Below are 23,950 nucleotides of genomic sequence, written 5' to 3'. Positions count from 1 at the left end.
GCGCCTTTCGCGGGGCGGGTCAGCCGAGGACCCGCGCGGTGGACAGGGAATCGGGGAAGCGGTCGGGGTCCTGCTCGAGGCCGCCCGCGACCCAGCACGGCGGCGCTTCGCGGTCGGTCATGGACGCCAGCACCTCGTCCGGGCTCAGCCCGGCGGAGAGCAACGCGGCCACCTCGCGGGTGTTGACGCCGAGGGGGAGCGGTCCGTTGCCGAGGTCGGTGCCGTACCGGACGGTGCCACCGTACCCGGCGAAAGCGCGCAGGTTCGCGATCGCGGTCCGGCGTGCCTCGGTGTCCGCGCCGTGGCCGTGGATGTCGAGGGTGCTGATCCACACCATGCGCTCGGCGGCGTCGGCGAGCGCCCGGTCGGGGAGCTGCTCGGTCCACGGGGTGTGGGCGAGCCGGTCCACACCGTGCCGCAACGCCATCCCGAAGGTGCCTTCGCCCTCGGCGTGGGCCACGACCGGCAGACCGGCGTCGTGCGCGGTGGTCACGACGGTGTCCACAACGGACTCCGCCAGCAGCGGCCCGGCACCGGAGTGCAGCGCGATCTTGATGAACGACGCGCCGATCCGCTGCTGTTCGCGCACCGCGACCCGCGCGTCGGCAGCGGTGCCGACCTCGCGGAAGCTGCCCGGCAGCGCCCAGCCGCGGTCGCTGGGATATCCGCCCGGCGCGGTGAGGAAAGCACCCGCGAACCGCAGGCGGGGTGCCGCCGGATCGTCGCGCAACCGGGCCAGCACGTCCGCGGGACCGCCGAGGTCGTCGGCAGCCGAGATGCCGCGGGCGCGGACGGTTCGGAGGTCGACGAGTCCGCAATGGACGTGCGCGTCGCGCAGACCGGGCAGCAGGGTGCCTTCGACCGCGCGCGCCGGGACGCCGGCCGGGGCTTCGGGGACCGGCTCCGAGGCCACGCCGTCGCGGACGCGCACCGCACAGCGGCCGAACCACCGCCCCCACCAGGCCGAGTCCGCCAGCAGCCACTCGTCGGGCGAATGGGGGGAGCCCACCTAGATCTCCGTGCGCACGGCGTAGAGCTCCGGGAAGAAGGTCAGCTCCAGCGCCCGGCGCAGGAACGACACGCCGCTGGAGCCGCCGGTGCCGTGCTTGAGCCCGATGGTGCGCTCGACGGTCTTGAGGTGGCGGAACCGCCAGAACTGGAAGTTCTCCTCCAGGTCGACCAGTTCCTCGCACGCCTCGTAGGCGTCCCAGTTCTCGGCGGCCGTCTCGTAGATGCCGCGGAACAGCGGAACCAGCTCGGGCGTGAAGGTGTGCGGCAGGCTGACATCGCGCTGCAGGAACGCGGCGGGGACGTCGTGTCCGCGCCGGTGCAGCAGGCGCACGAACTCGTCGTAGACGCTGGGCTCCTTCAGCAGCCCGTTGAGCAGCTCGTGGGCGAACTCGTCGTGGGCGAAGACCTCCAGCATCTCGGCGTTCTTGTTGCCGAGGATGAGCTCGATCGCCCGGTACTGGTAGGACTGGAAACCCGACGACCTGCCCAGGAACCCGCGGAACTCGACGTATTCCGCCGGGGTGAGGGTAGCCAGCACCGACCACTGCTCGGTGAGGGTGTGCTGGACGTGCTTGACCCTGGCGAGCTGCTTGAGCGCGGGCTTGAGCTCGTCGCGGGCCAGGTGCTCCCGCGCGGTGCGCAGCTCGTGGAGGATCAGCTTGAGCCAGAGCTCGACGGTCTGGTGCTGGATGATGAACAGCAGCTCGTCGTGGTGCTCGGGCTCGCTGACCGGGTGCTGGGCGTCGAGCAGCCGGTCCAGGCGCAGGTACTGGCCGTAGGACAGCTCGCGGCGCAGGTCCCGGACGACGTCCTTCTCCAGCGGGCGGCTGTTGCCGTGGACCACGCCGTTCTCCCTCATGCGGGCCGGGGACAATGTGCGGAGTATTGAACGGTCGTCACAATTCCGCAAGACCCCGGCCCGCGCGGGAGCCGGCCGGCGAGTGGGCGGGACCTCAGCGGTCCAGCCGCGCCATGCCATCCGGGTGGTAGCGCTCACCTGCGGCGACGTCGGCGGGGAAGAGCTGCGAGAGCTCGTCGACGACACGGCGGTCCAGTTGCGTGGTGGCCGCGACGATGTTGGCCTCGACGTTGCCGATGCGGCGGCTGCCCGGGATCGGGACGATGTCGTCGCCCTGCGCGAGCAGCCAGGCCAGCGCCAGCTGCGCGGAGGTGAGCCCGAGCTCTTCGGCGCGCTCGCGCAACGGCTGGACCAGGGCGATGTTGTGCCGCAGGCTCTCCTCGGCGAACCGGGGGTAGCGCTGCTGGCGCACCTGGAGGTTTTCCACGTCGGAGACCTCGCGGAACGCACCGGTCAGCACACCGCGGCCCAGCGGTGAGTAGGCGACCAGCGCCACGCCGAGCTCCCGCATCGCCGGCAGCAGCTCGGCCTCGGGCTCGCGGGTGAACAGGGAGTACTCCTGCTGCACGGCCGCGATCGGGTGCACCGCGTGCGCCCGGCGCAGCGTACGGGCGCTGATCTCGGACAGGCCGAGGTGGCGCACCTTGCCCGCCTGGACCAGTTCGGCCATCGCGCCGACGGTCTCCTCGATCGGCGTGTCCGGGTCGAGCCGGTGCAGGTAGTACAGGTCGACGTGGTCGGTGCCGAGCCTGCCGAGGCTGGCGTCGATGGAGCGGCGCACGTTCTCCGGCCTGCCCAGCCCGGAGTCGGCGGTCGCGCCGAACTTGGTGGCCAGGAACACCTCCTGCCTGCGTTCGGCGAGCAGTCCGGCGATGAGCCGCTCGTTGTGCCCGTCGCCGTAGGCGTCGGCGGTGTCGACGAAGTCCACGCCCAGGTCCAGCAGCCGGTGCAGCAGGCGCAGCGACTCGGCGTCGTCGGCCGCGCCGTAGACGCCGGAGAGGCCCATGGCGCCGTACCCGATGGCGCTGACCTGCGGGCCACCCGGCCCGAGCGCCCGCCGGGACGGCTTCGGGGGTTGGGTCGGTTCGGTCACGCGGTCCTCCGTTAGGTGGTGCTTCGGTTCATCGACAGCCTACGCATGTCCCGGAAACTTGGTTCCGTGGCACCAAAATGTGGAAAGTGTCCGAAGTCCGGCGCATTGCCCGCCATGCGACCGGTTCCGCCGAATCCGGGCGTCGGCGGTGAAACCACGTGCGCGGTCGCGAAATCGGTTGCGAACCGGCGGAATTGAGGTTCGCGTCGGCGGAGCCGGGCGGGACGGCGGCGACCGCGGCCCAGTCGACGTGCCGCGCGGCGCCCCCGGCGTAGAGCGCGGTCAGCACCCCCGTCACCCCCGTGATCAGCGCATGCATCCGCATGATCAGGTCGAACCCAGGAAGCCGCCCGCGATGACCAGCGCGAGGATCTTCGTCGTCGTGCCGCCCCCGAGTCCGAGCTGCCCGAGCACGGTGGCGGTGGCCCGCGTCGCGCGCACGGTCAGCACGGTTTCCCAGCCCGCCGCGAGCACCCAGGACACCGCAGCGGGCAGTCGGTTGCCGCGCACACCGAAGGCCGCCCGGCTGAGCACCATCGTCGGCGCCGACCCCCGTTTGCCCGCCATCGACACGAAACCGCAGAGCAGGAACGACACCACGATGCCGGTCGCACCGGCCACCAGCGCCTGACGGAAAGAGATGCCGAAGCCGAGCGCGAAGGAGCCGTAGCTCAGTCCCAGCACGGAGACGTTGGCGCCGAACCAGGGCCAGAAAGAGCCGGCGCCAGAATGTGCTCGGCGCGCTGGTGTTCCTGATGACCGGCTTTGGGCTCGGCTGGGTCAACGCCGCCACTGACTACTCCCGGTGCCTGCCCAGGACGTGCTCCGGAGCCGCGGTGGTCGGCTGGGCATGTTCGGCTCGGCGCCGGTGGCGCTGCTGGGTGTTCGGCCTGCTGCTGGCGGGCTCGTCGCCGGAGCTGGGCGGGGCCCTGGCCGCCGACCCGGTCGGCGCGCCGGCCACCATCCTGCCGACCTGGTACCTCGTCCCGTTCGTGGTCGTGGCGGTGCTCGGCCTGATCGGTGGGGCCGTGCTGCCACCGCGATCGGCTGGGGCCTGGTCACCAGCGCCGCGGCCGGCAGGGCTACCTGCTCGGCCGGCTGGGTCTCGGCGGCCGGGGGCGTGGGCCGGGGCGAACCTGGGCGTGCTCGTGGCCCTGCTGATCGTGTTCCTGGCGATCCTGGTCTTCGGTCGCGCTTGCGTCCGGCGCCAGGAAGCCGCTGATCCGCCGCCGATGGCGCACTGCGGCGCGATCTAGCGGATGTTGCAGGAGGGGTTCGCGTAGCGGTTGCGGGGGTGGGCCGAGCCGCTGCGCCGTTTCCAAGATCAGCGACAGGCACACGCGGCGGTGCGGGCGGGCCCCCCACACCAAGCGGCTGGTGCCGCTTGCGGAACACCAGTCGCCGCGGGTGGTCCTCCGATCATCCACTGTGGCCGTCGACGTCGATGTTTGCCCGCCTCCCGGCCTGGGCAAGCCTGGGCTGGTGGCGACGACCACGGGAGGTATGTGATGGCCCTGGAAGGGCGGAAGGTCGCGTTCCTGGTCGCGGCCGAGGGAATCGAACAGGTGGAGCTCACCGAGCCGTGGAAGGCGGTCGAGGAGGCCGGCGGCACACCCGAACTGGTGTCCGTGCGGCCCGGGTCCGTGCAGGCCTTCAACCACCTGGACAAGGCGGACACGTTCACCGTCGACAAGGTGGTCTCGGAGGCCCGGCCGACCGACTACGACGGCCTGGTCCTGCCCGGCGGCGTTGCCAATCCGGACAACCTGAGGCAGGAGCCGTCGGCGGTGCGCTTCGCCGGTGAGTTCTTCGCCCGCGGCAAGCCGGTCGCGGCGATCTGCCACGCGCCCTGGCTGCTGATCGAGGCCGATGTGGTGCGCGGACGGCGGTTGACCTCGTATCCGAGCCTGGCCACCGACCTGCGCAACGCGGGAGCCGAGTGGGTCGACGAGGAGGTCGTGGTCGACGCCGGGCTGGTCACCAGCCGTCGGCCGCAGGACCTGCCCGCCTTCTGCGCCAAGGCGGTCGAGGAGATCGGCGAAGGTGCGCACCGCAGCCAGGCGCGCAGCGCGTGAGTTCGTGTGGAGGTGGCCATGAAACTGGCGTTCCTGCAGGAGATCTACCGCAGTCCCGGACCGTTCGCCACGGTGTACCTGGACACCTCGGCCGACGCCGAGGACGCGGGCAAGGCGGTCGAGCTGCGCTGGCGCGCGGCGCGCGACGAGCTCGCAGGCCGGGGCGTGGACGAGGCGGTGCTGTCGTCGCTCGAGGAGCGGGTCGGACAGCACCGCCAGGAGACCGGTCGGCGGGCGCAGGTGCTGGTGGCCGACCGGACCGGTGTGGTGTTCACCGGCGAGATGCCGGGGCTGCCTTCCGAGCTGGCCTCCGACGAGCACGTCAGCTACGGCCCGCTGCCGCACCTGATGCCCTACCTGCAAGCGCGTGAGCCCCGGCTACCGCACGTCGTGGCGGTGGTCGACCACGTCGGGGCGGACCTGACGGTCGTGCCGGCCGAGGGCGAGATGAGCACCCGGACCGTCGAGGGCGAGGACCATCCGGTGCACAAGACGCACTCGGCGCCGGAGGAGCTGCAGAAGCACTTCCAGCAGTCGTCGGAGGAGACCTGGAAGCACAACGCGGTCAAGTCCGCCGACGAGATCACCAAGGCCGCCGAGAAGATCAGCGCCGAGGCGCTCGTGCTGGCCGGTGAGGTGCAGCAGCGCAAGCTGGTCCGCGAACGGCTCGGCAAGGGCGTCCAGGAGATCGTCGTGGAGACCGACGCCGGTGCCAGGGACCGCAAGGCCGCCGTCGAGCCGCTGGAGGCCAAGATCGACGAGGCGGTCGGCTCGGCGGTGTCGGCGCGCGTGGACGAGGTGGTCGGGCTCTTCGAACAGGAGCGCGGCAGGCACAGCCGCGCCGTCGAGGGCTGGGAGCCGACGGTCGAGGCGTTGCAGCGCGAGCAGGTGCAGGTGCTGCTGTGGTCCAAGTCCGCGCACGACGTGACGGACCTGAGCACCGGCCCGCGCGCCAGCCAGGTCGCGCTCGACGAGCGCCCGCTGCGGGACATGGGCGTGGAGGAGATCACCACCGCACCCGCCAGCGCGGCGCTGGTGCGCGCGGTCGCGGGCGTGGACGCCGAGCTGGTGGTCGTGGAACCCGGCTCGGTCGAGCTCACCGACGGCATCGGTGCCGTGCTGCGCTATCCGCTCGCGTCCTGATCCTGGACGCGCGGCCCGGCGGGTGCTCCACGCGGTACCCGCCGGGCCCGCACGTGCGTCGCGGTCGGTCGCGCTGGAAATCGCACGCGTCGGCAGAAGGCGCCGGATAGCGTGCGGGAGGCACAGACGCCGTGACGACGTGAGGAGACCGCGTGCCGACAGCCGATGCCCTGAACCGCGCCAAGACGTTGCTGGAGCGCACCCCGCTGATCGACGGGCACAACGACCTGCCGTGGGCGCTGCGCAAGAGCGTCGGCGCGGACCCCGCCCGGGTCGACCCCGGACCGCTCGACGTGGCCGTCGAGCAGCCGGGGCTGCACACCGACCTGGTCCGGCTCCGCCGGGGCCGCGTCGGCGGCCAGTTCTGGTCGGTCTACGTGCCCTGCGGGTACACCGGCCACCACGCGGTGACCGCCGTGCTGGAGCAGGTCGAGCTCGTCCACGAGCTGGCCGCCCGGTACCCGCGAGACCTCGCGATCGTGCGGTCGGCCGATGCCGCCGAGAAGGCGTTCGCCGACGGCCGGGTCGCCTCCCTGCTGGGCGCCGAGGGCGGGCACTGCATCGCCGAGTCGCTGGGCGTGCTGCGGGCACTGCACCGGCTCGGCGTGCGATACATGACGTTGACCCACAACGAGAACGTGCCGTGGGCGGACTCGGCGACCGACGAGCCGGCGGTGGGCGGCCTCAACGACTTCGGGCGCGAGGTGGTCGGCGAGATGAACCGGCTGGGCATGCTCGTCGACCTGTCCCACGTCGCACCCGCCACGATGCGTGCGGCGCTCGACGTCGCAGAGGCCCCGGTGGTGTTCAGCCACTCCTCGTGCCGGGCCGTGGCCGACCACCCGCGCAACGTCCCGGACGACGTGCTGGCTCGGCTGCCCGGCAACGGCGGGGTCTGCATGGTCACCTTCGTGCCGTCGTTCGTCTCCGAGGCGCGGGCGTCCTGGGACGCCGAGCTGCGCGAGTCGATGCGGCGCGAGGGCGGCGATCCGCGGGATCTCGAAGCCCGCGAGGCCTTCGCGGCGAGGTGGGAGGCCGACCACCCCAAGCCCGGGGCGACCACGGCGGACGTCCTCGCCCACGTCGAGCACGCGCGCGAGGTGGCCGGGATCGACCACATCGGCCTCGGCGGTGACTACGACGGGGTCTCCGACCTGCCGGAAGGGCTGGACGACGTCTCCTGTTACCCGGTGCTGATCGCCGAGCTGCTGGAGCGCGGCTGGAGCGAGGACGACTGCGCGAAGCTGGCGGGTCGCAACGTCCTGCGCGTGCTGCGCGAGGCCGAGGCGGTGGCCGCGCGACTGGGCACGGCCTGATCCGCGGCCGGGCACGGTCTGACCGGGGGCCTGGGCGACGCGGGATGGCCTGATCCGGCGACGGGAGGCCTGGCATCGCCTGGTCGGACGCCGAACGGCGCGGCATGGGCTGATCCGACGAGGGGTGGCCCGGCATGGCCTGATCCCAGGCCGGGCGATCCGGGCGCGGCTAGCTGCCGGGCGGTCCGTGCACGGTCTGATCGAACCGGGCGACACGGCGCAGCCTGACGCGGAGCCGGGAACCCAACGCATCCTGGTCCGAGGCCGTGACGGTGCGACCGGGGAACCGGTCAGCCGGCGCCGCCGCCGTGCTACCTTGGTCGGGCGACCAACTTGGTCGCCTGACCAAGACGGGAGTGGTGATGGAGGACCTCGGCCGCCGCCGTCCGCCCACCGGACTCGCGCGGCTGCTCTTCCGGATCCCGGTCCGGCTCTGCCGGATGGGGCTGGGCCGCCTGCTCGGCGGGCGCTTCCTGCTGATCAACCACGTCGGCCGGGTGTCGGGGCGCATGCGGCAGGTCGTCGTCGAGGTCGTGGAGCACGACGCTCGCGACGGTTCCTACGTGGTCGCCTCGGGTTTCGGCCCGAACGCCGACTGGTACCGCAACGTCCTGCGCACACCGCAGGTCACGGTCCAGGTGCGCGGGCGGACGTTCCCGGCGACCGCCGTTGCGCTCCCCGCAGAGGAGGGCGCCGAGCTGATGGCCCGCTACGCCCCGCGCCATCCCGTCGCGGCTCGGCAGCTGGCCCGCTTCATGGGCTTCGCCGTCTACGGTTCCGCGGCCGACTACCGCGAGGTCGGACGGCGCATCCCGTTCCTGCGCTTCACGCCGCGCTAGCGGCCGAGGCCAGTCGGCGCCGACCATCCGTTCCACGCCCGCGAGCAGCCGGGCGCGGCCGAACTCGAACACCGAGTCCAGGTCGAGGTCGTCGCCGTCGGAGAAGGCGGCCAGCACGGGCGCGAACGCCGGGTAGTCGCCGGAGGCGGCCAGCGCGGCGTAGGCGGACTTCGACTCGATCAGCCGGGTATCGACCTCGACCGCTACTCGACCGGGCGGGTGGTGCTGCTGGGGGCCGCGGGCTACGGCGCCGCGTCCGGGGGCCAGGGCACCGGCTTGGCGGTGGTGTGCGCGTACGTGCTCGCGACCGTGCTGGCGGAGGCCGGAGGCGACCACCGGGTCGCCTTCGAGCGGTACGAGCGGCGCATCCGCCGATACGCGACCGAGTGCCAGAGGGGCCCGCGCGGGTCGGCCCGTTCTTCGCCCGCCCACGCGGGCGGCGATCTGGCGGCGCAACCAGCTCTCCCGCGTCCTTTCGTCGCGGGCGGGAACCGGCTTCTTCCGCTGGCTCGGCGCGAGATCGGCGAGCGCGATCGAGCTCGACCGGGCTCCGGCATGAGCGATGCCGCGCGCGCCTGTCGGTGCGCCGGAGCACAATGCCGGCATGTGCCGCAGCATCAAGACGCTCCGCCCGCCCTACGCCGAGCAGGTGACCGAGACCGACATCCGCGCCGCCGCGCTCCAGTACGTGCGCAAGGTGTCCGGCTTCCGGCAGCCCGCGGCGCACAACGCCGCCGCCTTCGACCGCGCGGTGGACGAGATCGAGCGGGCCACGGCCGAGCTGCTGTCCACCATCGAGGTCCGCGGCGCCCGGTAGCCGCGGTCACGAGTCCGTTCGCGCCACCAGCTCCCCCAGGGTCTCCAGCGCCTGGTCCGCGGGTAGATCGTGGTCGACCATCCGGTGCAGCATCAGCCCGTCGAGGAGGGCGACGATCAGCGTCGCGGCGCCGACGCGCCGCTGCGGCGTCCAGTCCGGGTGGAGCTGCCCCATCCGGTCGGCGAGGTCCGCGCGCGCCTGCCGCAGCTGGTCGCGCAGCACCTCCCCGAGCAGCGGGTCGCGCATCGCTCCCGCGATCAGCTCCACGGCCAGGCGCGTCGCCCTCGTGTCGTCGGTGGTGGCGGGCAGCAGCCTGCGCAGCGCGCCGAGCGCGGCGTGCTCGTCGGGTGCTCCGAGGAGCTCGTCGAGCACCGGGTTGACCACCACCTCGGTCGCCCGGCGGGCGATGGCGGCGTGCAGGTTCGCCGACCCGCCGAAGTGGTAGTGGATCAGGCCCAGGTTGGCGCCCGCGCGCTCGGCCACGGCCCGGGTGGTCACCGCGGGCCAGCCGCCTTCGGCCAGCAGCTCCACGCCGACCTCCACCAGGTGCGCCCGGCGGCGGGCACCCCGCCCGGCACCACCTGAACTGGTCATCCGACCAACTTAGCACCGGTCTGCCCGGAGGCGGTCTCCCGCCGGAGGACCGGCAGCACGTGCTCGCCGAGCAGGTCGACCTGCTCCAGCGCGGTGTCCAGCGGGATGCCGCCGAGATCGAGGCTGAACAGCTGCCTGCGGTAGTCGCCGTAGCGCTCGCGGAAGGTGAGGGTCTTGTCGATGACCTGCTGCGGGCTGCCCACGCTCAGCGCGGTGGTCTCCACGACCCGCTCCAGCGAGGTCTGCTCGCGGTAGACCGGGGTGTTGTGGAAGTAGGGGCGGAACTCCTCGACCGCGTCCTGGGACCTCTGCCTGATGAACACCTGGCCGCCCACGCCGACGACGGCGTCCTCGGCCCGGCCGTGGCCGTGCTCCTCGTAGCGCCGCCGGTACAGCTCGACCAGCGGCTCGAAATGGTCCATCGGGATGAACAGGTTGCTGATGAAGAAGCCGTCGCCGTAGCGCGCGGCGTTCTCGGCGGTCTCGGTCTGGCGCACGCAGCCGTGCCACACCGGCGGCGGCGAGCCGTCCAGCGGTCGCGGCACCGAGGTGAACCCGCGCAGGGGAGTGCGGAACCTGCCGTCCCAGTCGACCTCCTCCTCCCGCCACAGCCGGTGCAGCAGCGCGTAGTTCTCGGCGGCGAGCTCCACCCCGTCCTCGGCCTTCTTGCCGAACCACGGGTAGACCGCTTCGGTGTTGCCCCGCCCGAGTATCAGCTCGACCCGTCCGGGCGCGAGGTGCTGGAGCGTGGCGAACTCCTCGGCGATCCTGACCGGGTCGTTGGTGGTGATGAGGGTCGAGCCGGTGCACAGCACGATCCGCGAGGTGACAGCCGCGATGTAGGCCAGCAGCGTGCTGCCGGAACTGGTGACGAACGGCGGGTTGTGGTGCTCTCCCAGCGCGAACACGTCGAGCCCGGCCTGTTCGGCCCGGCGCGCGAGCGCGCTGAGCGCCCGGACGCGGTTGTTCTCGCTGGGGCGGGCTCCCGTGCGGGGGTCCGGCAGCAGGTCCCCGATCGTCAGCATCCCGAATTCCATGGCGGTGTCCTCGCAAGGTGTGAACGACTCGAATGGCGGTTGCGTCGGCCGGTCGCGACGTGCTGGGTCGAGGCCGCGAGTTCGGTTGATCGATCATGCGCGCCGATGCTGGTTTGGTCCCCACGCAACCGGGGCAACGGTCTCGTTGGGGGATCACTCCCGCCCGGCCGGGAACCGGCCCGGCCAGGCGGGCCGCCGAGGCCGGGACGCGAGAGCAACGGGAGGATCGATGTCCAAGACCGAACAGGGTGCGGTGCGCAAGGTCAGACGTCGGCTGCGGTTCTGGTTGCGCCTGCTCGGTGCGCTGATCGCGTTGTTCGTGATCGCCGTGGTCGTCTCCGCCGTGGTGATCGCGCAGGACCCGTCGCGCGCCGCCAGCGGGGTCAACGGTTTCCTGTCGGCCCTCGACGACGGTGCCAAGGCGGTCCTGTCCGCGCCGATCGCGTTCTTCCAGGCCCTGGTCTCCTTCGTCGACCAGGTGCTCAACTGACGCCGCTGTCGGCGGTCCGCGCCCGGCGGGCCGCCGGCCCGCGCGTTCACGACTGGCGTTCGACGAGCGCCCGGACGTACTCGACGCTGCCGCAGCCTTCCTCGATCCTGGCGCGGCGTGCGCGCAGGAACGCCTCGCCGAGCTCGCCGCGGCGCGCTTCGTCCAGCGTCGCGCGGGCGTCGTTGAGAATCGTGCGCTCCTCCTCGTCGAGGTGGTGGGTGAGCGACTCGCTGAGCTCCTCGAGCTTGCGGTCCCATTCCGGCGTCCCCGGCCCACCCGCCTCCAGCAGGCCGAGCAGCGCCGCATGGCCCTCGGCGTGCTCCTCCGCGCCGTGCTCCACCTCTTCGGAGTCGACCTGCGAGAACCGCCGCAGCACCGGGTAGACGTCGGACTCCTCGGCCTCGGCGTGCGCGACGAGCAGCCGCGAGAGCTCGCCCAGCGCCTTCTCCCGGTCGCCCTCGGAGCTGCGCAGCTCGCGCAGCAGGTCCTCGAAGCGCCGGTGGTCGTCCAGGATCAGCCGCACCACGTCGTTCGACATGCTCGATGTCCACCTTCCTGCTGTCGCCGGTCGGCGCTCCGGCCAGGTCGGCCGGAGCGCCGTGGTCAGGATCGGTCCGCGGGGTCGAGCGGGGGCAGGATCTGACGCATCAGCCCGTGCGGGTGACCGCGCTTGCCCCACTCGCGGGGGTAGCCGATGGACACCTCCTCGAAGGGCACGCCGTCGTACCGCGTGCGGCGGGGGATGTGCAGGTGCCCGTACACGACCGCGCTGACCCGGAAGCGGCGGTGCCAGTCCGCGGTGCGCTCGGTGCCGCACCACTGAGCGAACACCGGGTAGTAGAGGACGTCGGTGGGCTGACGCACCAGCGGGTAGTGGTTGACCAGGACCAGCGGGATGTCGTCGTCCAGCACCTCCAGGCGCTTCTCGGTCTCCGTCACCCGGGCCTCGCACCAGTCCTGCCTGCTCGGATACGGGTCGGGGTGCAGCAGGAACTCGTCGCTGCACACCACGCCGGTGTCGTAGGCCTTCTTCAGCGCCTCGGTGCTGTTGGACGTGCCGGGCGGCAGGAAGGAGTAGTCGTAGAGCAGGAACAGCGGCGCGACCCGCGCGGGTCCGCCCGCGCCCTCCCACACCGGGTAGGGGTCCTCCGGCGTCACCACGCCGAGACCGCGGCACAGCTCGACCAGGTGGCGGTAGCGCGCGTCGCCGCGCAGCTGCACGGAGTCCTGGGACGGCGTCCACAGCTCGTGGTTGCCCGGCACCCACAGCACCCGCGAGAAACGCTTGCTGAGCAGCGACAACGCCCATTCGATCTGTTCGGCGAGCTCTCCGACGTCTCCCGCGACGATCAGCCAGTCGTCGTCGGACTCCGGCACCAGGCGCTCCACGATCTCCCGGTTCTGGGAGTAGCCCACGTGCAGGTCGCTGGTGGCGAACAACTTGCCCTCTGCGGTGCCGCTCACGTTCGTGATCTTATCAACCGGGTGAGTCGCGGCGGGACCGAACGAAGTGGCCGCGGCCACCCGTTGCGCACGAGGGAGGTCACGTCCTCTGCGGGATGTTCCACATTGGACATAGCTGGTCCGGTGCGACCTGCCTGGGCATGGCAGGCGCGACTGCCCGGGGGGCGAGGTGTTTCCGCCCGGCGAACTCCACTGACCGAAGCGCCACGCTACGGCACGAGCGAGGCGAGGTCGCCGGAGCGCAGCTGCCGCGCGTCGACCTCGGCGTGGTGGTCGACCAGCGCCTGCAGCGCGTCGCCGTCGTCCCACCAGTTGACGTTCATGGCGGCCTGCACGCGCCCCTCCCGCAGCCAGAAAGCGATGAACTCGCGTGCGCCGAGGTCGCCGCGGACCACCAGCTCGTCGTGCCTGGGGTCGGCGAGTCCCCGGTACTCCATGCCCAGCTCGTACTGGTCGGTGAAGAAGTAGGGCTCGCCGCGGAACGGCTGCCCCTCGCCGAGCAGGTTGCCCGCGACGTGGGTGCCCTGGTCCTTCGCGTTGGCCCAGTGCTCGACGCGGATGCGGCCGTGCACCGGGTGGTCGGGCGCGGCGATGTCGCCCGCGGCGAAGACGTCAGGATCCGACGTGCGCAGCGTCGAGTCCACCGCGACGCCGCCTCCTGGCACCTCGTTGGTCAGGATCAGCCCGGCCTGCTCGGCGAGGCCGAGCCGGGGCGCGGCTCCCACGCCGACCACCGCCATGTCGGCCGGGATCTCGGTGCCGTCGGTCAGTACGACGCCGCTCAGGTGGTCGGCGCCGGTGAACCCGGCGACCGCCGTGGCGAGCCGCCAGTCGACCCCCTGCTCGGCGTGCAGCGCGCGGAACACCTCGCCCATCTCGTCCCCGAGCGCACCCCGCAGCGGCAGCGGCAGCGGGTCGATGACGGTGGTCGCCGCCCCGTGGGAGCGGGCCGCTGCGGCGACCTCGCAGCCGATCCAGCCCGCACCGACCACGACCACCCGCTCGGCCTGCCGCAACGCCGCGCGCAGCGCGAGCGAGTCGTCCAGCGTGCGCAGCAGGTGCAGGCCGCGCAGCTCGCTCCCGGGCACGCGCAGCGCGCGCGGATGCGAGCCGGTGGCGAGCAGGAGGCGGTCGTAGCGGTGCTCCTCGCCGCCGGAGTCGAGCACGCTGTGCTCGGCCAGCGACACCCGTTCCACCGCCGTCGCGCTGTGCAGGCGGATGTCCCTGTCGGCGTAGACGTTCTCGTCGTGCACCCAGACCGGTTCGTCGGCGTTGCCGAGCAGGATCTCCTTGGACAGCGCGGGCAACTCGTAGGGCCGGTGCCGCTCCCGGCCGAACAGCAGGATCTCGCCGTCGAAACCGCGCTCCCGCAACGTACCGGCGGCGGAGGCGCCGGCGAGCCCGGCACCGACGATGACCACGCGACGAGGAACTGCCATGGTGGGTCCTCCCGGGGTTGCGTACTCCTGCGCAAGACGCTATCGGCCGCCGTGGATCTCCGCCAGCAGGAACGCCGGTGGCGCCGTCCTCCCGGGGCGACGACGCCGGCCGGTCGGGACGGAGGTGTGCGCCAGGACCGTCGCGGGCGCCCCGGCACGTCCGCACGCCGCCGGGATCAGTGCCGGGTCAGGCGACGGCCTGCGGGAAGCGGAAGAAGCCGTGCGGGTCGTACTTCTTCTTGATCGCCGCCAGCCGCGGGTGGTTGCGCCCGTAGTACGCGGTGCGCCAGTCCGGCAGCTCGGTGTCGGGGTAGTTGGAGTAGGTGCGGCCGTTGGAGTGCGGGTCGAACGCGGCGAAGCCGCCGTCCACCCACAGTTCCCCGGCGCGGCGGTCCTCCTCGCCGGTGTGGCCCGCGTTGAGACCCAGCGAGTACACCGAGAAGAACTCCGCGTCGCGGTGCACGTAGGCGGTGGCGTTCTCGGCGGGCTTGTTGGCGTTCCCGCCCAGGGAGAGCAAGCCCAGCCAGCGGTACTGCCCGGCTCTGCGGTCGGCGTCGAAGGCGGCCAGCGCGTCGTCGACGCCGGAACGCGGCCAGGGTCGGTTGAACATCCGGCTGCGGTGGCGGACGTAGTTCTCCCGCGGCAGCGTCGCCTCCGGGTTGTGGCCGACGAGGTCGCACTGGTCGACCGTCTTGCCGGCGCAGCCGTAGAGCGCCATGAGCGCCTCGTGGTAGGTCTTCTCGGCGACCGTCCTGGTCAGCGGTTGGGACCCGGCCTCGGAGACCAGCGCGCCGACCAGCTCCTCCAGTTCGGCCCGCGGTCCGAAGAAGGCGCCGGAGACCAGGACCTTCGGCACCGCCGCGGGCTCGGCGTCGCGGAGCAGGACGCCCATGCCGGAGGCCAGCCGCTCCGGCGCGGCGCCGATCCAGCGCTGCCAGGAGCTGATCACCTCCGCCGCGGCGTCGAAGGGCCAGCTCAGGCTGAAGGTCGCCGCGCGGGTGACGGTGCCCGCGGCCATCTCGAACTCGGTGACGATGCCGAAGTTGCCGCCGCCACCGCCGCGCAGCGCCCAGTACAGGTCCGCGTTCTCGCGGTCGGAGCAGCGCACGATCCGGCCGTCGGCCAGCACGACCTCGGCCGAGACCACCTGGTCGCTGGCCGGCCCGAACATGCGGGTCTGCCACCCGAGCCCACCGCCGGTGATGAAACCGCCCGCGCTGACCGTCGGGCACAGCCCGGCGGGCAGCGACACCCCGTGCGGCGCGAGCGCGGTGGCGACGTCGTCGGCCTGGCCGCCGGCGCCCAGACGCACCCGGTCGCCCTCCACGCGGACCTGCTTCAGCCGCGAGACGTCGATGACCAATCCCTCGGTCGTGGACCAGCCGGTGAAGCTGTGGCCGCCGCTGCGCGGTGTGGCGTGGATGTCGTGGTCCTGCGCGAACCGCACGCAGGTCCGCACGTCCTCGGCGGTCTGGCAGTAGGCGATCGCCCGCGGCCGGATGGAGTCGAACTGGGCCGAGGCCAGCTGCCGCGCCAGGTCGTAGTCGGCGTCGGACGGCAGCACCAGCCGGCCGGTCAGCTCCTCGCCGAGCCGACGCCACCCGCGGGGCGACCCGACCGCCGCCGCGAAACCGCCTGCGCCGAGCAGACCCGTCGCGGTGACCGCTCCCATTCCGGCGCGCAAGAAAGATCGTCGAGTGGACACGCGTCCCTCCTGGATCCGAAGAAGGGCGCTGCGAGCACGCGAATGCCCGCAGCGCCGCAGGAATTCGTCCGGGCGGACCGGACGTCAGTTCTTCGGGGGCTGGTAGCCGCCGACGGGCTTGCGCTGCGTGACGCCGGTGCGGTTCCAGGCGTTGATCAGCACGATCGCCATGATGACCTTGGCCAGGTCCTCCTCGTCGAAGTGCTTCCTGGCGTCGTCGAAGACGTCGTCGGGCACGTGCCCCTCGGTGAGCAGGGTGATGGCCTCGGTCAGCGCCAGCACGGCGCGCTCCTGCTCGGTGAAGAAGTCGGTGTCGCGCCAGGCGTTCAACGCGAAGATCCGCTGCTCGGTCTCGCCCGCCGCGCGCGCGTCCTTGGTGTGCATGTCCAGGCAGAACGCGCACCCGTTGATCTGCGAGGCGCGGATGAAGATGAGTTCCTTCAGCGTGTGGTCCAGGCCGGAGTTGACGACCGTGGCGTGCATTCCCGCGAGGGCGCGGTAGCCCTCACCCCACGCCTTGGCGAGCTCGATGCGTGCCTCTTGTGGCAACTTGACCATCCTTACCAGGTGTCGTGCGGCCGCGCGCCGGGAAACCGCCGTCGGCGGGAGCCGCGGCCGCGGTAGTTGCGGTGTTCATCGGCGCGGAATCGGCGACCGCGGTTCGGGCCCCTGTCCGCGAATCCGCTGACGGCACCTCGCGGTGCCGTGAACGTGCGGCGGTTGGCGAATTGCCGTTGCCGAACCGCCGTGGTGCTCGAAGTCCCCAGACGCTCGAACTTCCGCGATGGTGCGCCTGCCACCGGACGGATCCCGCGGCAGGGTGAAGCTCGGAACTGCGGGCTCGCCCGATTCGTTGGAAGAACGGGCGATTTGCCCCGAAGTCGAATGCGAGAAGCATTCCGACTTCTTGATCACCTTACCACGCGAAGCATTTCCGAGAGCTGGTGCCTGCGGATTTTCCAGGTCCCGGTCCGCGGCAGTTCCTCGAACCGGAATGCGACCGGATCGCACATCGGAGCCAGGTCCGCGACCGCGCCCCGCCACCGGTCCATGTCGAGCGGGCGCTCGTCGCGGGTGCAGACCACGGGCACCGCCTCGCCGCCCGGTCCTTCCACGATGACCACCTCCCGGAGCTCGGGCAGCCGCCCCATGAGGACGTCCTCGGCCTCGAGGTTGCTGTCCACGGTGGCGATCCGGTCGGCCTCCCGGTCGAGCAGGTGCAGGAAGCCGAGCCGGTCCTTGTAGCCCATGTCGCCCATCCGCCACCAGCCGCCGGAGAGCTGGCTCTGCCAGCGCGCGTCCTCGCCGAGGTAGGTGACCGCGCGGCTGCGGCTGCGCACCTCGATGTGGCCGGTGGCGCCGGTCGCGGCCCTGCCGCCGGCGGGACTGGTGATGCGGACCCGGGTGAACCCGGGCAGCGACCTGCCGACGCAGCGGCCGTCGGCGCTCCCGGCGCTGCGGCGGGTGTACCAGCGGCCGGCCACCGGACCGGTCTCGGACTGCCCGTAGAAGGCCAGGAACAGCGGGTTGCGCTGCCGCGAGGCGGAGAGGAGCCGCTGGATGGTCCGGGGGTGCATCGCGTCGAAGGTCCCGGTGTAGAAGCGCACGGCACCGAGCGGGCGATCCTGCGCGTCGGCGAGCTGCTCCCACTCCACGTAGGTGTTGGGGTGGGTCTCCACCACCTGGGGCCGGGTGCGGGCGAACAGCGGGCCGATCTTGTCCGGCGCCGGGTCGACGGCGATGACCATCGGGCTGCCGTAGTGCAGGAAGACGCCCAGCGCGTGGTAGAAGCGCGAGTGCACGAACGAGACGCAGAAGGCCGCCTTGCGCCCGCGCATCGGCCACGACCACAGCTTCTGCGGCAGCAGCCGGTGCCACAGCGCCTCGGCGCTGTGCACGACCAGCTTCGGCACGCCGGTCGTGCCCGAGCTGTGGGTGATCAGCGTCGGCTGGCGGGGGTGCAGCAGCACCGGTTCGGCCTCGCGCGGCTCGTCCTGCACGGGCAGCGGCGTGGTCCCGGGCCGGGTTCCGCCGCAGGAGAGCAGGACCGCGCGGGTGACCTCGGCCAGCGGCGCGCCGGCCAGCGCGGCGTCGAACCGGTCCCCGTCGGTGACCAGCCACGGCCGGTCCAGGCGGCGCAGCAGCTCGGTGGCGGTGGCCCCGTCCAGGGTGGGGGAGAGCAGCGCGGGCACCGCCCCGATCCGCGAGATCGCGCACGCCAGCAGCACGATGTCGAAGTTCTCGGTCTTGTGCAGGGCTACGCGGTCGCCCGGGCGGACCCCGGCGGCGCGCAGCCGGGCGCCGAGCGTGCCGATCAGCTCGGCGAGCCGCGCGACGGTGAAGCTCGTCCCGTCCTCCGGCGCGAGCTGAAGCGGCTGGTCGAGCACGATGTCGGTGCGGCCGTTGCGCTCGGCGGCCTCGTGGAACATCAGGCCGATGTAGAAGCCCCGGCCGGCGAGGAGGCGTCGAAGCATGACGGGTTCCTTTCGGTGGGAGTGGGCCGGCTATGCGCGGTGCGCGGCCGCGTCGAGCGGTGCGGTGCCGTGCCCGCGGAGTTCGAAGCGCCGGAGCTTGCCGCTGTGGGTGCGCGGCAGCGACTCGACGGTGCGGACGCTGCGCGGCACCTTGAACGGCGCGAGCCTGCGGCGGGCGAGCTCGATCAGCTCGCGTTCCAGCACCGCCGGGTCCTGGGCGGGATCGGCGGGCACGACGAAGGCGCGCAGCTTCGTGGCGCCGACCTCGTCGGGCACCGCCGCGACGCCGATCTCCTCGACGCCGGGGTGGGCGCCGAGCACGGCCTCGACCTCCAGCGGCGACACCTTGATCCCGCCGACCATCTCCAGGTCGTCCATCCGCCCGTGGTGCAGGTAGCTGCCGTCGGGCTCGCGCGAGACCCGGTCGCCGCTGCGGAACCAGCCATCGACCAGCGTCCTGCCGGTCAGCTCCGGCTGGTTGAGGTACTCGGTCATGCGCACCGGCCGGATCCACAGCTCGCCCTGCTGCTGGTCGCCCAGCACCGCGCCGTCGGCGTCGCGCACCTGGAGCTCGAACGCCGACACCGGGCGGCCGACGGTTCCCAGCCGGTTGAACCCGAAGCCGTTGGCGGTGGCCGCGCAGCCGACCTCGGTGAGTCCGAGCTGGTTGAACAGCGGCGCGGACAGGAACTCGGCGGTCTGGGAGGCCTTCTCGGCGGGGAACTGCTCACCGCCGGAGACCGCCATCCGCACCGTGGTGAAGGCCCGGCCGTCGGCCTCGGCCACCAGCCGCCCGTAGCCGGACGGCACCGAGTACAGCATCGTCACGCCGTGCCGGCGGACCAGCTCCTCGGTCATCGCCGGTGTCGGACGGTCGCCGACCAGCACCGCCGAGGACCCCGAGTGCAGCGGGAAGACGAAGGTGTTGCAGAACCCGTAGCCGAAGTAGAGCTTGGAGACCGACAGCGTCACGTCGTCCGGTCCGATCCGGAACGCCTCGACGCCGATGTGGCGGTGGTAGACCGCCGGACTGCCCTGCCGGTACGCGACTCCCTTGGGAGCACCGGTGGTGCCGGAGGTGTAGTAGACGTAGAGCGGCGCGTCGGTCGTCACCGGCGGCATGGGCTCGGCCGCGACCGCCTCGCTCAGCAGCTCGCCGACGTCGACGACGTTGCCTGCCGCGAAGCGCCCGGCGAGTTCACCGGTGGTCACCACGAGCGCGGCATCGCAGTCGCCCGCGATGAGCACGTGGTCCTCCGGGGTCAGCGCAGGGTTGGTGATGACCGGGGTCGCGCCGATGCGGGCGGCGGCAAGGAACGTGACGACCCAGCCGATGTCATCGCTGAGCACGACCAGCACGCGGCTGCGCGGGGTGGCACCGCGGCGCAGCAGGACTCCGGCCGCGCGGGCGGCCAGGTCGTGCACCTGCCCGTGGGCGTAGGAGCCGCCGGGCGTGTGGAACGCCGGTCTGCTGTTCCAGCCCCGGCTGGTGGCCAGGGCGGCGAGGTCGCCCGCGAAGTTCACGAGGCCACCTCCGCCTTGTCCGCGCCGGGTGCGGCCGGCTCGGCCACCGCGAACAGCGCGCTGTGCGCCCGCAGCGGCGCGCACGCCTTCAGCAGCATCTCCTCGTACTCCTCGACGGGGTCGGAGTCCAGGACGATCGCGCCGCCGGCGCCGACGTGCCACTCGCCGGCGGACAGAACGGCGGTGCGGATCGCGATGTTGAGGTCGGCGGTGCCGCCGCAGCCGATGAACCCGATCGCCCCCGAGTAGACGCCGCGCGCCTCGGTCTCCAGCGAGTCGATGATCTCCATCGTGCGCAGCTTGGGCGCACCGGTCATCGACCCGCCGGGGAAGCAGGCGCGGACGCAGTCGACGACGCCGAGGTCCCGGCGCAGCGTGCCGCGGATGGTGGACACCAGCTGGTGCACGGTCGCGTAGCTCTCGGCGGCCATGAGCACCGGCACGTGGACGCTGCCGACCTCGCAGACCCGGCCGAGGTCGTTGCGCAGCAGGTCCACGATCATCAGGTTCTCGGCGCGCGTCTTGGGACTGCTGACCAGGTTCTCGCGGAGCTCGGCATCCTCCGACTCGGTTCCGCCCCGCGGCGCGGTGCCCTTGATCGGCTTGGTCTCGGCGACGCGGTGGTGGTCCACCCGCAGGAAGCGCTCGGGGGAGGAGCAGGCCACCTCGACCTCGTCGAGCCGCAGGTATGCCGCGTACGGCGCCGGGTTGCGCCGCCGCAGTTCGCGGTAGAAGTCGTAGCCGGTCTGCTCGGCGGGGATGCGCACCGCGTTGGTCACGCAGATCTCGTAGCTCTCACCGGCGTGCAGTTCCCGACGGCAGGACTCGACGTCGGCGATGTACTGCTCGCGGTCGCGCACCAGGCGCTTCTCCACCGCCGCGACGTCCACCGCCGCGGGAGCCGGGCGGCCGGGCCGCCGCGGCGCCGCCGTGGTGGACGGCAGCTCGCGCAGGGCGGCGGTGGTGGCGTTGATCCAGCGCTGGGCCTCGGCGGGGCTGCCGGGCCGGTCCGCGCTGAGCGCCACGACGTAGGTGCGGGCGGCTTCGTGGTCCACCGCGACGAAGCGGTCGGCGAACAGCCAGCACGCGTCGGGGGTGGCGGAGCGGTGCCGGTTCGCCGAGCCGCAGTCGGCCTTGAGCTCGTAGCCGAAGTAGCCGACGTAGCCGCCGCTGAACTCGAACGGCAGGTCCGGACCGGTGACCACGCGCCTGGCGACCTGGTCCTCGATGTAGTCGAAGATGGTGCCTGCGAACCGGGTCGTCGCGCCGCCCTGAGCGTCGACGGCCACCGCGTCCTCGCCGACGCGGTAGGTCGCGACCTCGGCGAACGGGCCGGAGTCGTCACCGAGGAAGGAGAACCTCGACAGCCCCGGCTCGACGTGGGCGCTGTCGAGCCAGAATCCCCGATCCGAGGCGGAGAACAGCCGCGTGTAGGCGGCCTCGGTGTCCACCGCGGCGTCGATGGTCTCGACGTGCAGGTTGTAGTGCGTGACGGCGGCCGCCGCCCTTCTCGGCCGGTGCGCGGCCGGTGCGTCGGTCGCCGCTGGGCGGGGCCCGAGAACGGCGGTGCGCTCCTCGGTGAGCCGCCTGAAGTTGGCCATCAGCCGCCGACCGAACTGCGTCTCGATCGACTCCGGGTGGAACTGCACTCCCCACAGCGGGCGGTGCCGGTGGCGGATGCCCATCAGCACGCCGTCCTCGGCCCACGCGGTGGCCTCCAGTTCGGCGGGCAGCTCCTCGGGGACGCAGAGGGAGTGGTAGCGCACCGCGACGAACCGCTGGGGTATGCCGGCGAACAGGTCGCGGTCGTCGTGGGTCACGCGGGTCAGGTGGCCGTGCCGCGGCGCGGGAGCGGGCACCACGGGCGCGCCGTGTACCGCCGCGATGCCCTGGTGGCCCAGGCAGACACCCAGCACCGGGATGCCGGCTCGGGCGGTGATCGCACCGGAGATGCCGAAGTCACCGCTGCGGTCGGGCCTGCCCGGTCCCGGCGAGATGACGATGTTGTCGTACTCGGCGAGGTCGACCTCCTCGGCCGCCGTCGCGTCGTTGGTGATGACGACCGGCTCCTGCCCGTTGACCTCGGCGATCAGCTGGAAGAGGTTGTAGGTGTAGGAGTCGTAGTTGTCGATGATCAGTGTCCGCATCGAGCCCGTCCTGCCCCTTCTCGGCCGACCGTCGTGTTGGTGCTTCGGCGGGTGGCCGCCCGCCCGCGGTGGGTCGCGGCGGACGTGCGGAATCGCCGCTGTCACCCGTGGAATCGACCCGGTCGCAGCAGGCGGCGTCCGCGGAGCGGATTCCGCGGCTCGCCGATGACCGGATCGCGACCGCCGATCAGCCGAGGTGGTCGCGATTTGACGTGGTTCCCCCGAAACCGTCGACGGAACCTTACCAACGTGCCGGCTCTCGTCGGCCGTTGTTCGGTCATATCTGTCAGATCGTCTTCGCGGAAATCTCGGCTCCGTCGACGTGGGCGAAGGAATATGGCCAGTTGTGGATGTCGAACCGGGCCGTCTTCAGCGGCGGGGAACGGCGCAGGTCGGGTCGTGGTGATCGGCATCACGGAGAAAGGGAAATGTTTGTCAGGTCGGAACGGTTCACGGTTTTACCGGATGGCGGGGGCGGCAATGGGTTCTGCACTGAATGCGGTGGGCATTGCCACTTGCTCGGCGGCTGTAGTAATGTCCGGGAATACCGCGGCTCCGTCCACTGTGAACACATTTTCCGGGTGGGCCGGTGCGTGCCCGGACCCGAGATCGCGCGCACCAGGGCCGCGTGGAATTCCGATCGGTCGACGTGGGGCTTTTCGCGCGGGAACGAACGGGTCGGGACCAACGTGCGGGAACTGGGGAGGAACTGATGCGCGCCGTGCGAACGCGGGTGGCCGTCGTCGGGGCGGGTCCGTCCGGTCTGCTGCTGTCGCACCTGCTGCACACGCAGGGGATCGACTCGGTGGTGCTGGAACGGCGCAGCCGGGAGCACGTCGAGAGCCGGGTCCGCGCCGGGATGCTGGAACAGGGCGTGGCCGACCTGATCCGCCAGGCCGGGGTGGGCGCCCGGATGGACCGCGAGGGCTTCGTCCACGACGGTTTCGAGCTGCGCATCGGAGACCGGCGGCACCGCGTCTCGCTGACCGGGCTCACCGGGCGCACCGTGTGCATGTACGGCCAGCAGGAACTGGTCAAGGACCTCATCCGCGCCCGGACCGAGGCGGCGGCCACGCTGCACTTCGGGGTCGAAGACGTCAAGCTCCACGGCCTCACCGGTGACGCGCCGGTGGTGCGTTGCACGATCGACGGCGAACCGACCGAGATCACCTGCGACTTCGTCGCCGGCTGCGACGGCTTCCACGGCGTCTCCAGGCGGTCGGTGCCGGCGAGCGCGCTGTCGGTGTACGAGCACGAGTACCCGTTCGCCTGGCTCGGCGTGCTTGCCCGGATGCCGCCGGTGGCATCGGAACTGGTCTACTCGGCTCACGAGCGCGGGTTCGCGCTCTACAGCATGCGCACGGAGTCGCTCAGCCGCCTGTACCTGCAGGTCGCCCCGGACGACGACGGCTCGACCTGGCCGCCGGAGCTGATCTGGAAGGAGCTGGCGACCAGGCTGGGGCCGGACGCCTCCGAGGTGCTGCGCCCCGGGCCGATCCTGGAGACGTCGGTGACCAGGATGCGCGGCTTCGTCGCCGAACCCATGCAGTACGGGCGGCTCTTCCTGGCCGGGGACGCCGCGCACATCGTACCGCCGACCGCGGCCAAGGGGCTCAACCTGGCCGTGGGAGACGTGCGGACGCTCGCCCAGGCTTTCGCGCGCTGGTACTCGTCGGGCGACCGCGGGCCGCTCGACGAGTACTCCGCGACCTGCCTGCCCGCCGTCTGGCGCGCGCAGGAGTTCTCCGCGGCGATGACGTGGCTGCTGCACCGCCCGGCCGACAGCACCGGGTTCACCGAGAGGCTGCGCCGGTCGCGGCTGGAGAACCTGGTCTCCTCCCGCGCCGCCGCCACCGAGTTCGCCGAGAACTACGTCGGCGTCTCCCGCGACCGGATCGCCGGCTCATGACCGGCACGACAGGA

The 23,950-nt window shown here is 72.2% G+C and carries 22 protein-coding genes; 8 read left to right on the top strand and 14 right to left on the bottom strand.

The features are described 5' to 3' along the window. Positions 1–19: 19 nt before the first annotated feature. The 4 genes from SACE_RS19680 to SACE_RS39345 all read right to left on the bottom strand — a co-directional run bounded on the left by SACE_RS19680 (position 20) and on the right by SACE_RS39345 (position 3,647). Positions 20–1,009 carry an amidohydrolase family protein gene (locus SACE_RS19680; protein WP_009946644.1) on the bottom strand — a complete coding sequence of 330 codons (990 nt, stop codon included), beginning with the start codon at positions 1,007–1,009 and terminating at the stop codon, positions 20–22. Then, positions 1,010–1,870: a tryptophan 2,3-dioxygenase gene (locus tag SACE_RS19675; RefSeq protein WP_009946645.1), complete on the bottom strand. Its 861-nt coding sequence runs from the start codon at positions 1,868–1,870 to the stop codon at positions 1,010–1,012. 94 nt (positions 1,871–1,964) lie between these two features. Continuing rightward, on the bottom strand, positions 1,965–2,963 hold the full coding sequence (locus SACE_RS19670; RefSeq protein WP_009946646.1) for an aldo/keto reductase: 999 nt from the start codon (positions 2,961–2,963) through the stop codon (positions 1,965–1,967). Positions 2,964–3,290: 327 nt separating this feature from the next. After that, positions 3,291–3,647, bottom strand: coding sequence for a cytosine permease (locus SACE_RS39345; protein WP_009946647.1), 357 nt, complete (start codon positions 3,645–3,647; stop codon positions 3,291–3,293). Between the two features lie 71 nt (positions 3,648–3,718). Here SACE_RS39345 and SACE_RS19660 point away from each other — a divergent pair, with 71 nt between their 5' ends. From SACE_RS19660 to SACE_RS19635, 6 genes are all read left to right on the top strand, one after another. Then, a complete protein-coding gene (locus SACE_RS19660) occupies positions 3,719–4,219 on the top strand; it encodes a cytosine permease (RefSeq protein WP_231849704.1) in 501 nt (166 codons plus the stop codon). 252 nt (positions 4,220–4,471) lie between these two features. After that, a complete protein-coding gene (locus tag SACE_RS19655) occupies positions 4,472–5,038 on the top strand; it encodes a type 1 glutamine amidotransferase domain-containing protein (RefSeq protein WP_009946650.1) in 567 nt (188 codons plus the stop codon). Between the two features lie 18 nt (positions 5,039–5,056). Then, on the top strand, positions 5,057–6,181 hold the full coding sequence (locus SACE_RS19650; protein WP_009946651.1) for a baeRF2 domain-containing protein: 1,125 nt from the start codon (positions 5,057–5,059) through the stop codon (positions 6,179–6,181). Between the two features lie 152 nt (positions 6,182–6,333). Next, positions 6,334–7,497: a dipeptidase gene (locus SACE_RS19645; protein ID WP_009946652.1), complete on the top strand. Its 1,164-nt coding sequence runs from the start codon at positions 6,334–6,336 to the stop codon at positions 7,495–7,497. 362 nt (positions 7,498–7,859) lie between these two features. Further along, on the top strand, positions 7,860–8,336 hold the full coding sequence (locus tag SACE_RS19640; RefSeq protein ID WP_011874223.1) for a nitroreductase family deazaflavin-dependent oxidoreductase: 477 nt from the start codon (positions 7,860–7,862) through the stop codon (positions 8,334–8,336). A 604-nt stretch (positions 8,337–8,940) separates the two neighbouring features. Further along, a complete protein-coding gene (locus SACE_RS19635; protein ID WP_011874222.1) occupies positions 8,941–9,153 on the top strand; it encodes a DUF2277 domain-containing protein in 213 nt (70 codons plus the stop codon). Positions 9,154–9,159: 6 nt separating this feature from the next. On the opposite strand, the gene SACE_RS19630 is transcribed toward SACE_RS19635, so the two are convergent. Together SACE_RS19630 and SACE_RS19625 are read right to left on the bottom strand one after the other, a co-directional pair. Then, complete coding sequence (locus SACE_RS19630) at positions 9,160–9,747, bottom strand: TetR/AcrR family transcriptional regulator (RefSeq protein ID WP_011874221.1); 588 nt, start codon at positions 9,745–9,747, stop codon at positions 9,160–9,162. Next, a complete protein-coding gene (locus SACE_RS19625) occupies positions 9,744–10,784 on the bottom strand; it encodes a CE1758 family FMN-dependent luciferase-like monooxygenase (RefSeq protein WP_009946658.1) in 1,041 nt (346 codons plus the stop codon). Before SACE_RS19625 ends, SACE_RS19630 begins: the two co-directional genes overlap by 4 nt. Positions 10,785–11,013: 229 nt before the next feature. Between SACE_RS19625 and SACE_RS19620 the strand changes: the two genes are divergently transcribed. After that, positions 11,014–11,274 (top strand): hypothetical protein, encoded by a 261-nt coding sequence (locus SACE_RS19620; RefSeq protein WP_009946659.1) that lies wholly within the window; start codon positions 11,014–11,016, stop codon positions 11,272–11,274. A gap of 46 nt (positions 11,275–11,320) precedes the next feature. On the opposite strand, the gene SACE_RS19615 is transcribed toward SACE_RS19620, so the two are convergent. The 8 genes from SACE_RS19615 to pabB all read right to left on the bottom strand — a co-directional run bounded on the left by SACE_RS19615 (position 11,321) and on the right by pabB (position 22,027). Then, positions 11,321–11,812, bottom strand: a complete 492-nt coding sequence (locus SACE_RS19615; RefSeq protein WP_009946660.1) for a hemerythrin domain-containing protein — start codon at positions 11,810–11,812, stop codon at positions 11,321–11,323. A 65-nt stretch (positions 11,813–11,877) separates the two neighbouring features. Next, positions 11,878–12,738, bottom strand: a complete 861-nt coding sequence (locus tag SACE_RS19610; RefSeq protein ID WP_009946661.1) for a metallophosphoesterase family protein — start codon at positions 12,736–12,738, stop codon at positions 11,878–11,880. A 209-nt stretch (positions 12,739–12,947) separates the two neighbouring features. Further along, positions 12,948–14,177, bottom strand: a complete 1,230-nt coding sequence (locus SACE_RS19605; RefSeq protein ID WP_011874219.1) for an NAD(P)/FAD-dependent oxidoreductase — start codon at positions 14,175–14,177, stop codon at positions 12,948–12,950. 187 nt (positions 14,178–14,364) lie between these two features. Next, positions 14,365–15,882, bottom strand: a complete 1,518-nt coding sequence (locus tag SACE_RS19600; RefSeq protein ID WP_231849703.1) for an FAD-binding oxidoreductase — start codon at positions 15,880–15,882, stop codon at positions 14,365–14,367. An 84-nt stretch (positions 15,883–15,966) separates the two neighbouring features. Next, positions 15,967–16,440, bottom strand: coding sequence for a carboxymuconolactone decarboxylase family protein (locus SACE_RS19595; protein ID WP_009946665.1), 474 nt, complete (start codon positions 16,438–16,440; stop codon positions 15,967–15,969). A 353-nt stretch (positions 16,441–16,793) separates the two neighbouring features. Next, on the bottom strand, positions 16,794–18,356 hold the full coding sequence (locus SACE_RS19590) for a class I adenylate-forming enzyme family protein (RefSeq protein WP_009946666.1): 1,563 nt from the start codon (positions 18,354–18,356) through the stop codon (positions 16,794–16,796). Between the two features lie 30 nt (positions 18,357–18,386). Then, positions 18,387–19,880, bottom strand: coding sequence for an AMP-binding protein (locus tag SACE_RS19585; protein ID WP_009946668.1), 1,494 nt, complete (start codon positions 19,878–19,880; stop codon positions 18,387–18,389). Next, on the bottom strand, positions 19,877–22,027 hold the full coding sequence (gene pabB, locus SACE_RS19580; RefSeq protein WP_009946669.1) for an aminodeoxychorismate synthase component I: 2,151 nt from the start codon (positions 22,025–22,027) through the stop codon (positions 19,877–19,879). Before pabB ends, SACE_RS19585 begins: the two co-directional genes overlap by 4 nt. 712 nt (positions 22,028–22,739) lie before the next feature. On the opposite strand from pabB, the gene SACE_RS19575 reads away from it, so the two are divergent. Continuing rightward, positions 22,740–23,936 carry a 4-hydroxybenzoate 3-monooxygenase gene (locus SACE_RS19575; RefSeq protein ID WP_009946670.1) on the top strand — a complete coding sequence of 399 codons (1,197 nt, stop codon included), beginning with the start codon at positions 22,740–22,742 and terminating at the stop codon, positions 23,934–23,936. Positions 23,937–23,950: the final 14 nt, after the last annotated feature.

Source organism: Saccharopolyspora erythraea NRRL 2338, from assembly GCF_000062885.1.
In the GTDB taxonomy this organism is placed as follows: domain Bacteria; phylum Actinomycetota; class Actinomycetes; order Mycobacteriales; family Pseudonocardiaceae; genus Saccharopolyspora_D; species Saccharopolyspora_D erythraea.
The sequence above is the reverse complement of the archived record's forward strand: the minus strand, read 5'-3'. Positions and strand labels throughout refer to the sequence as shown.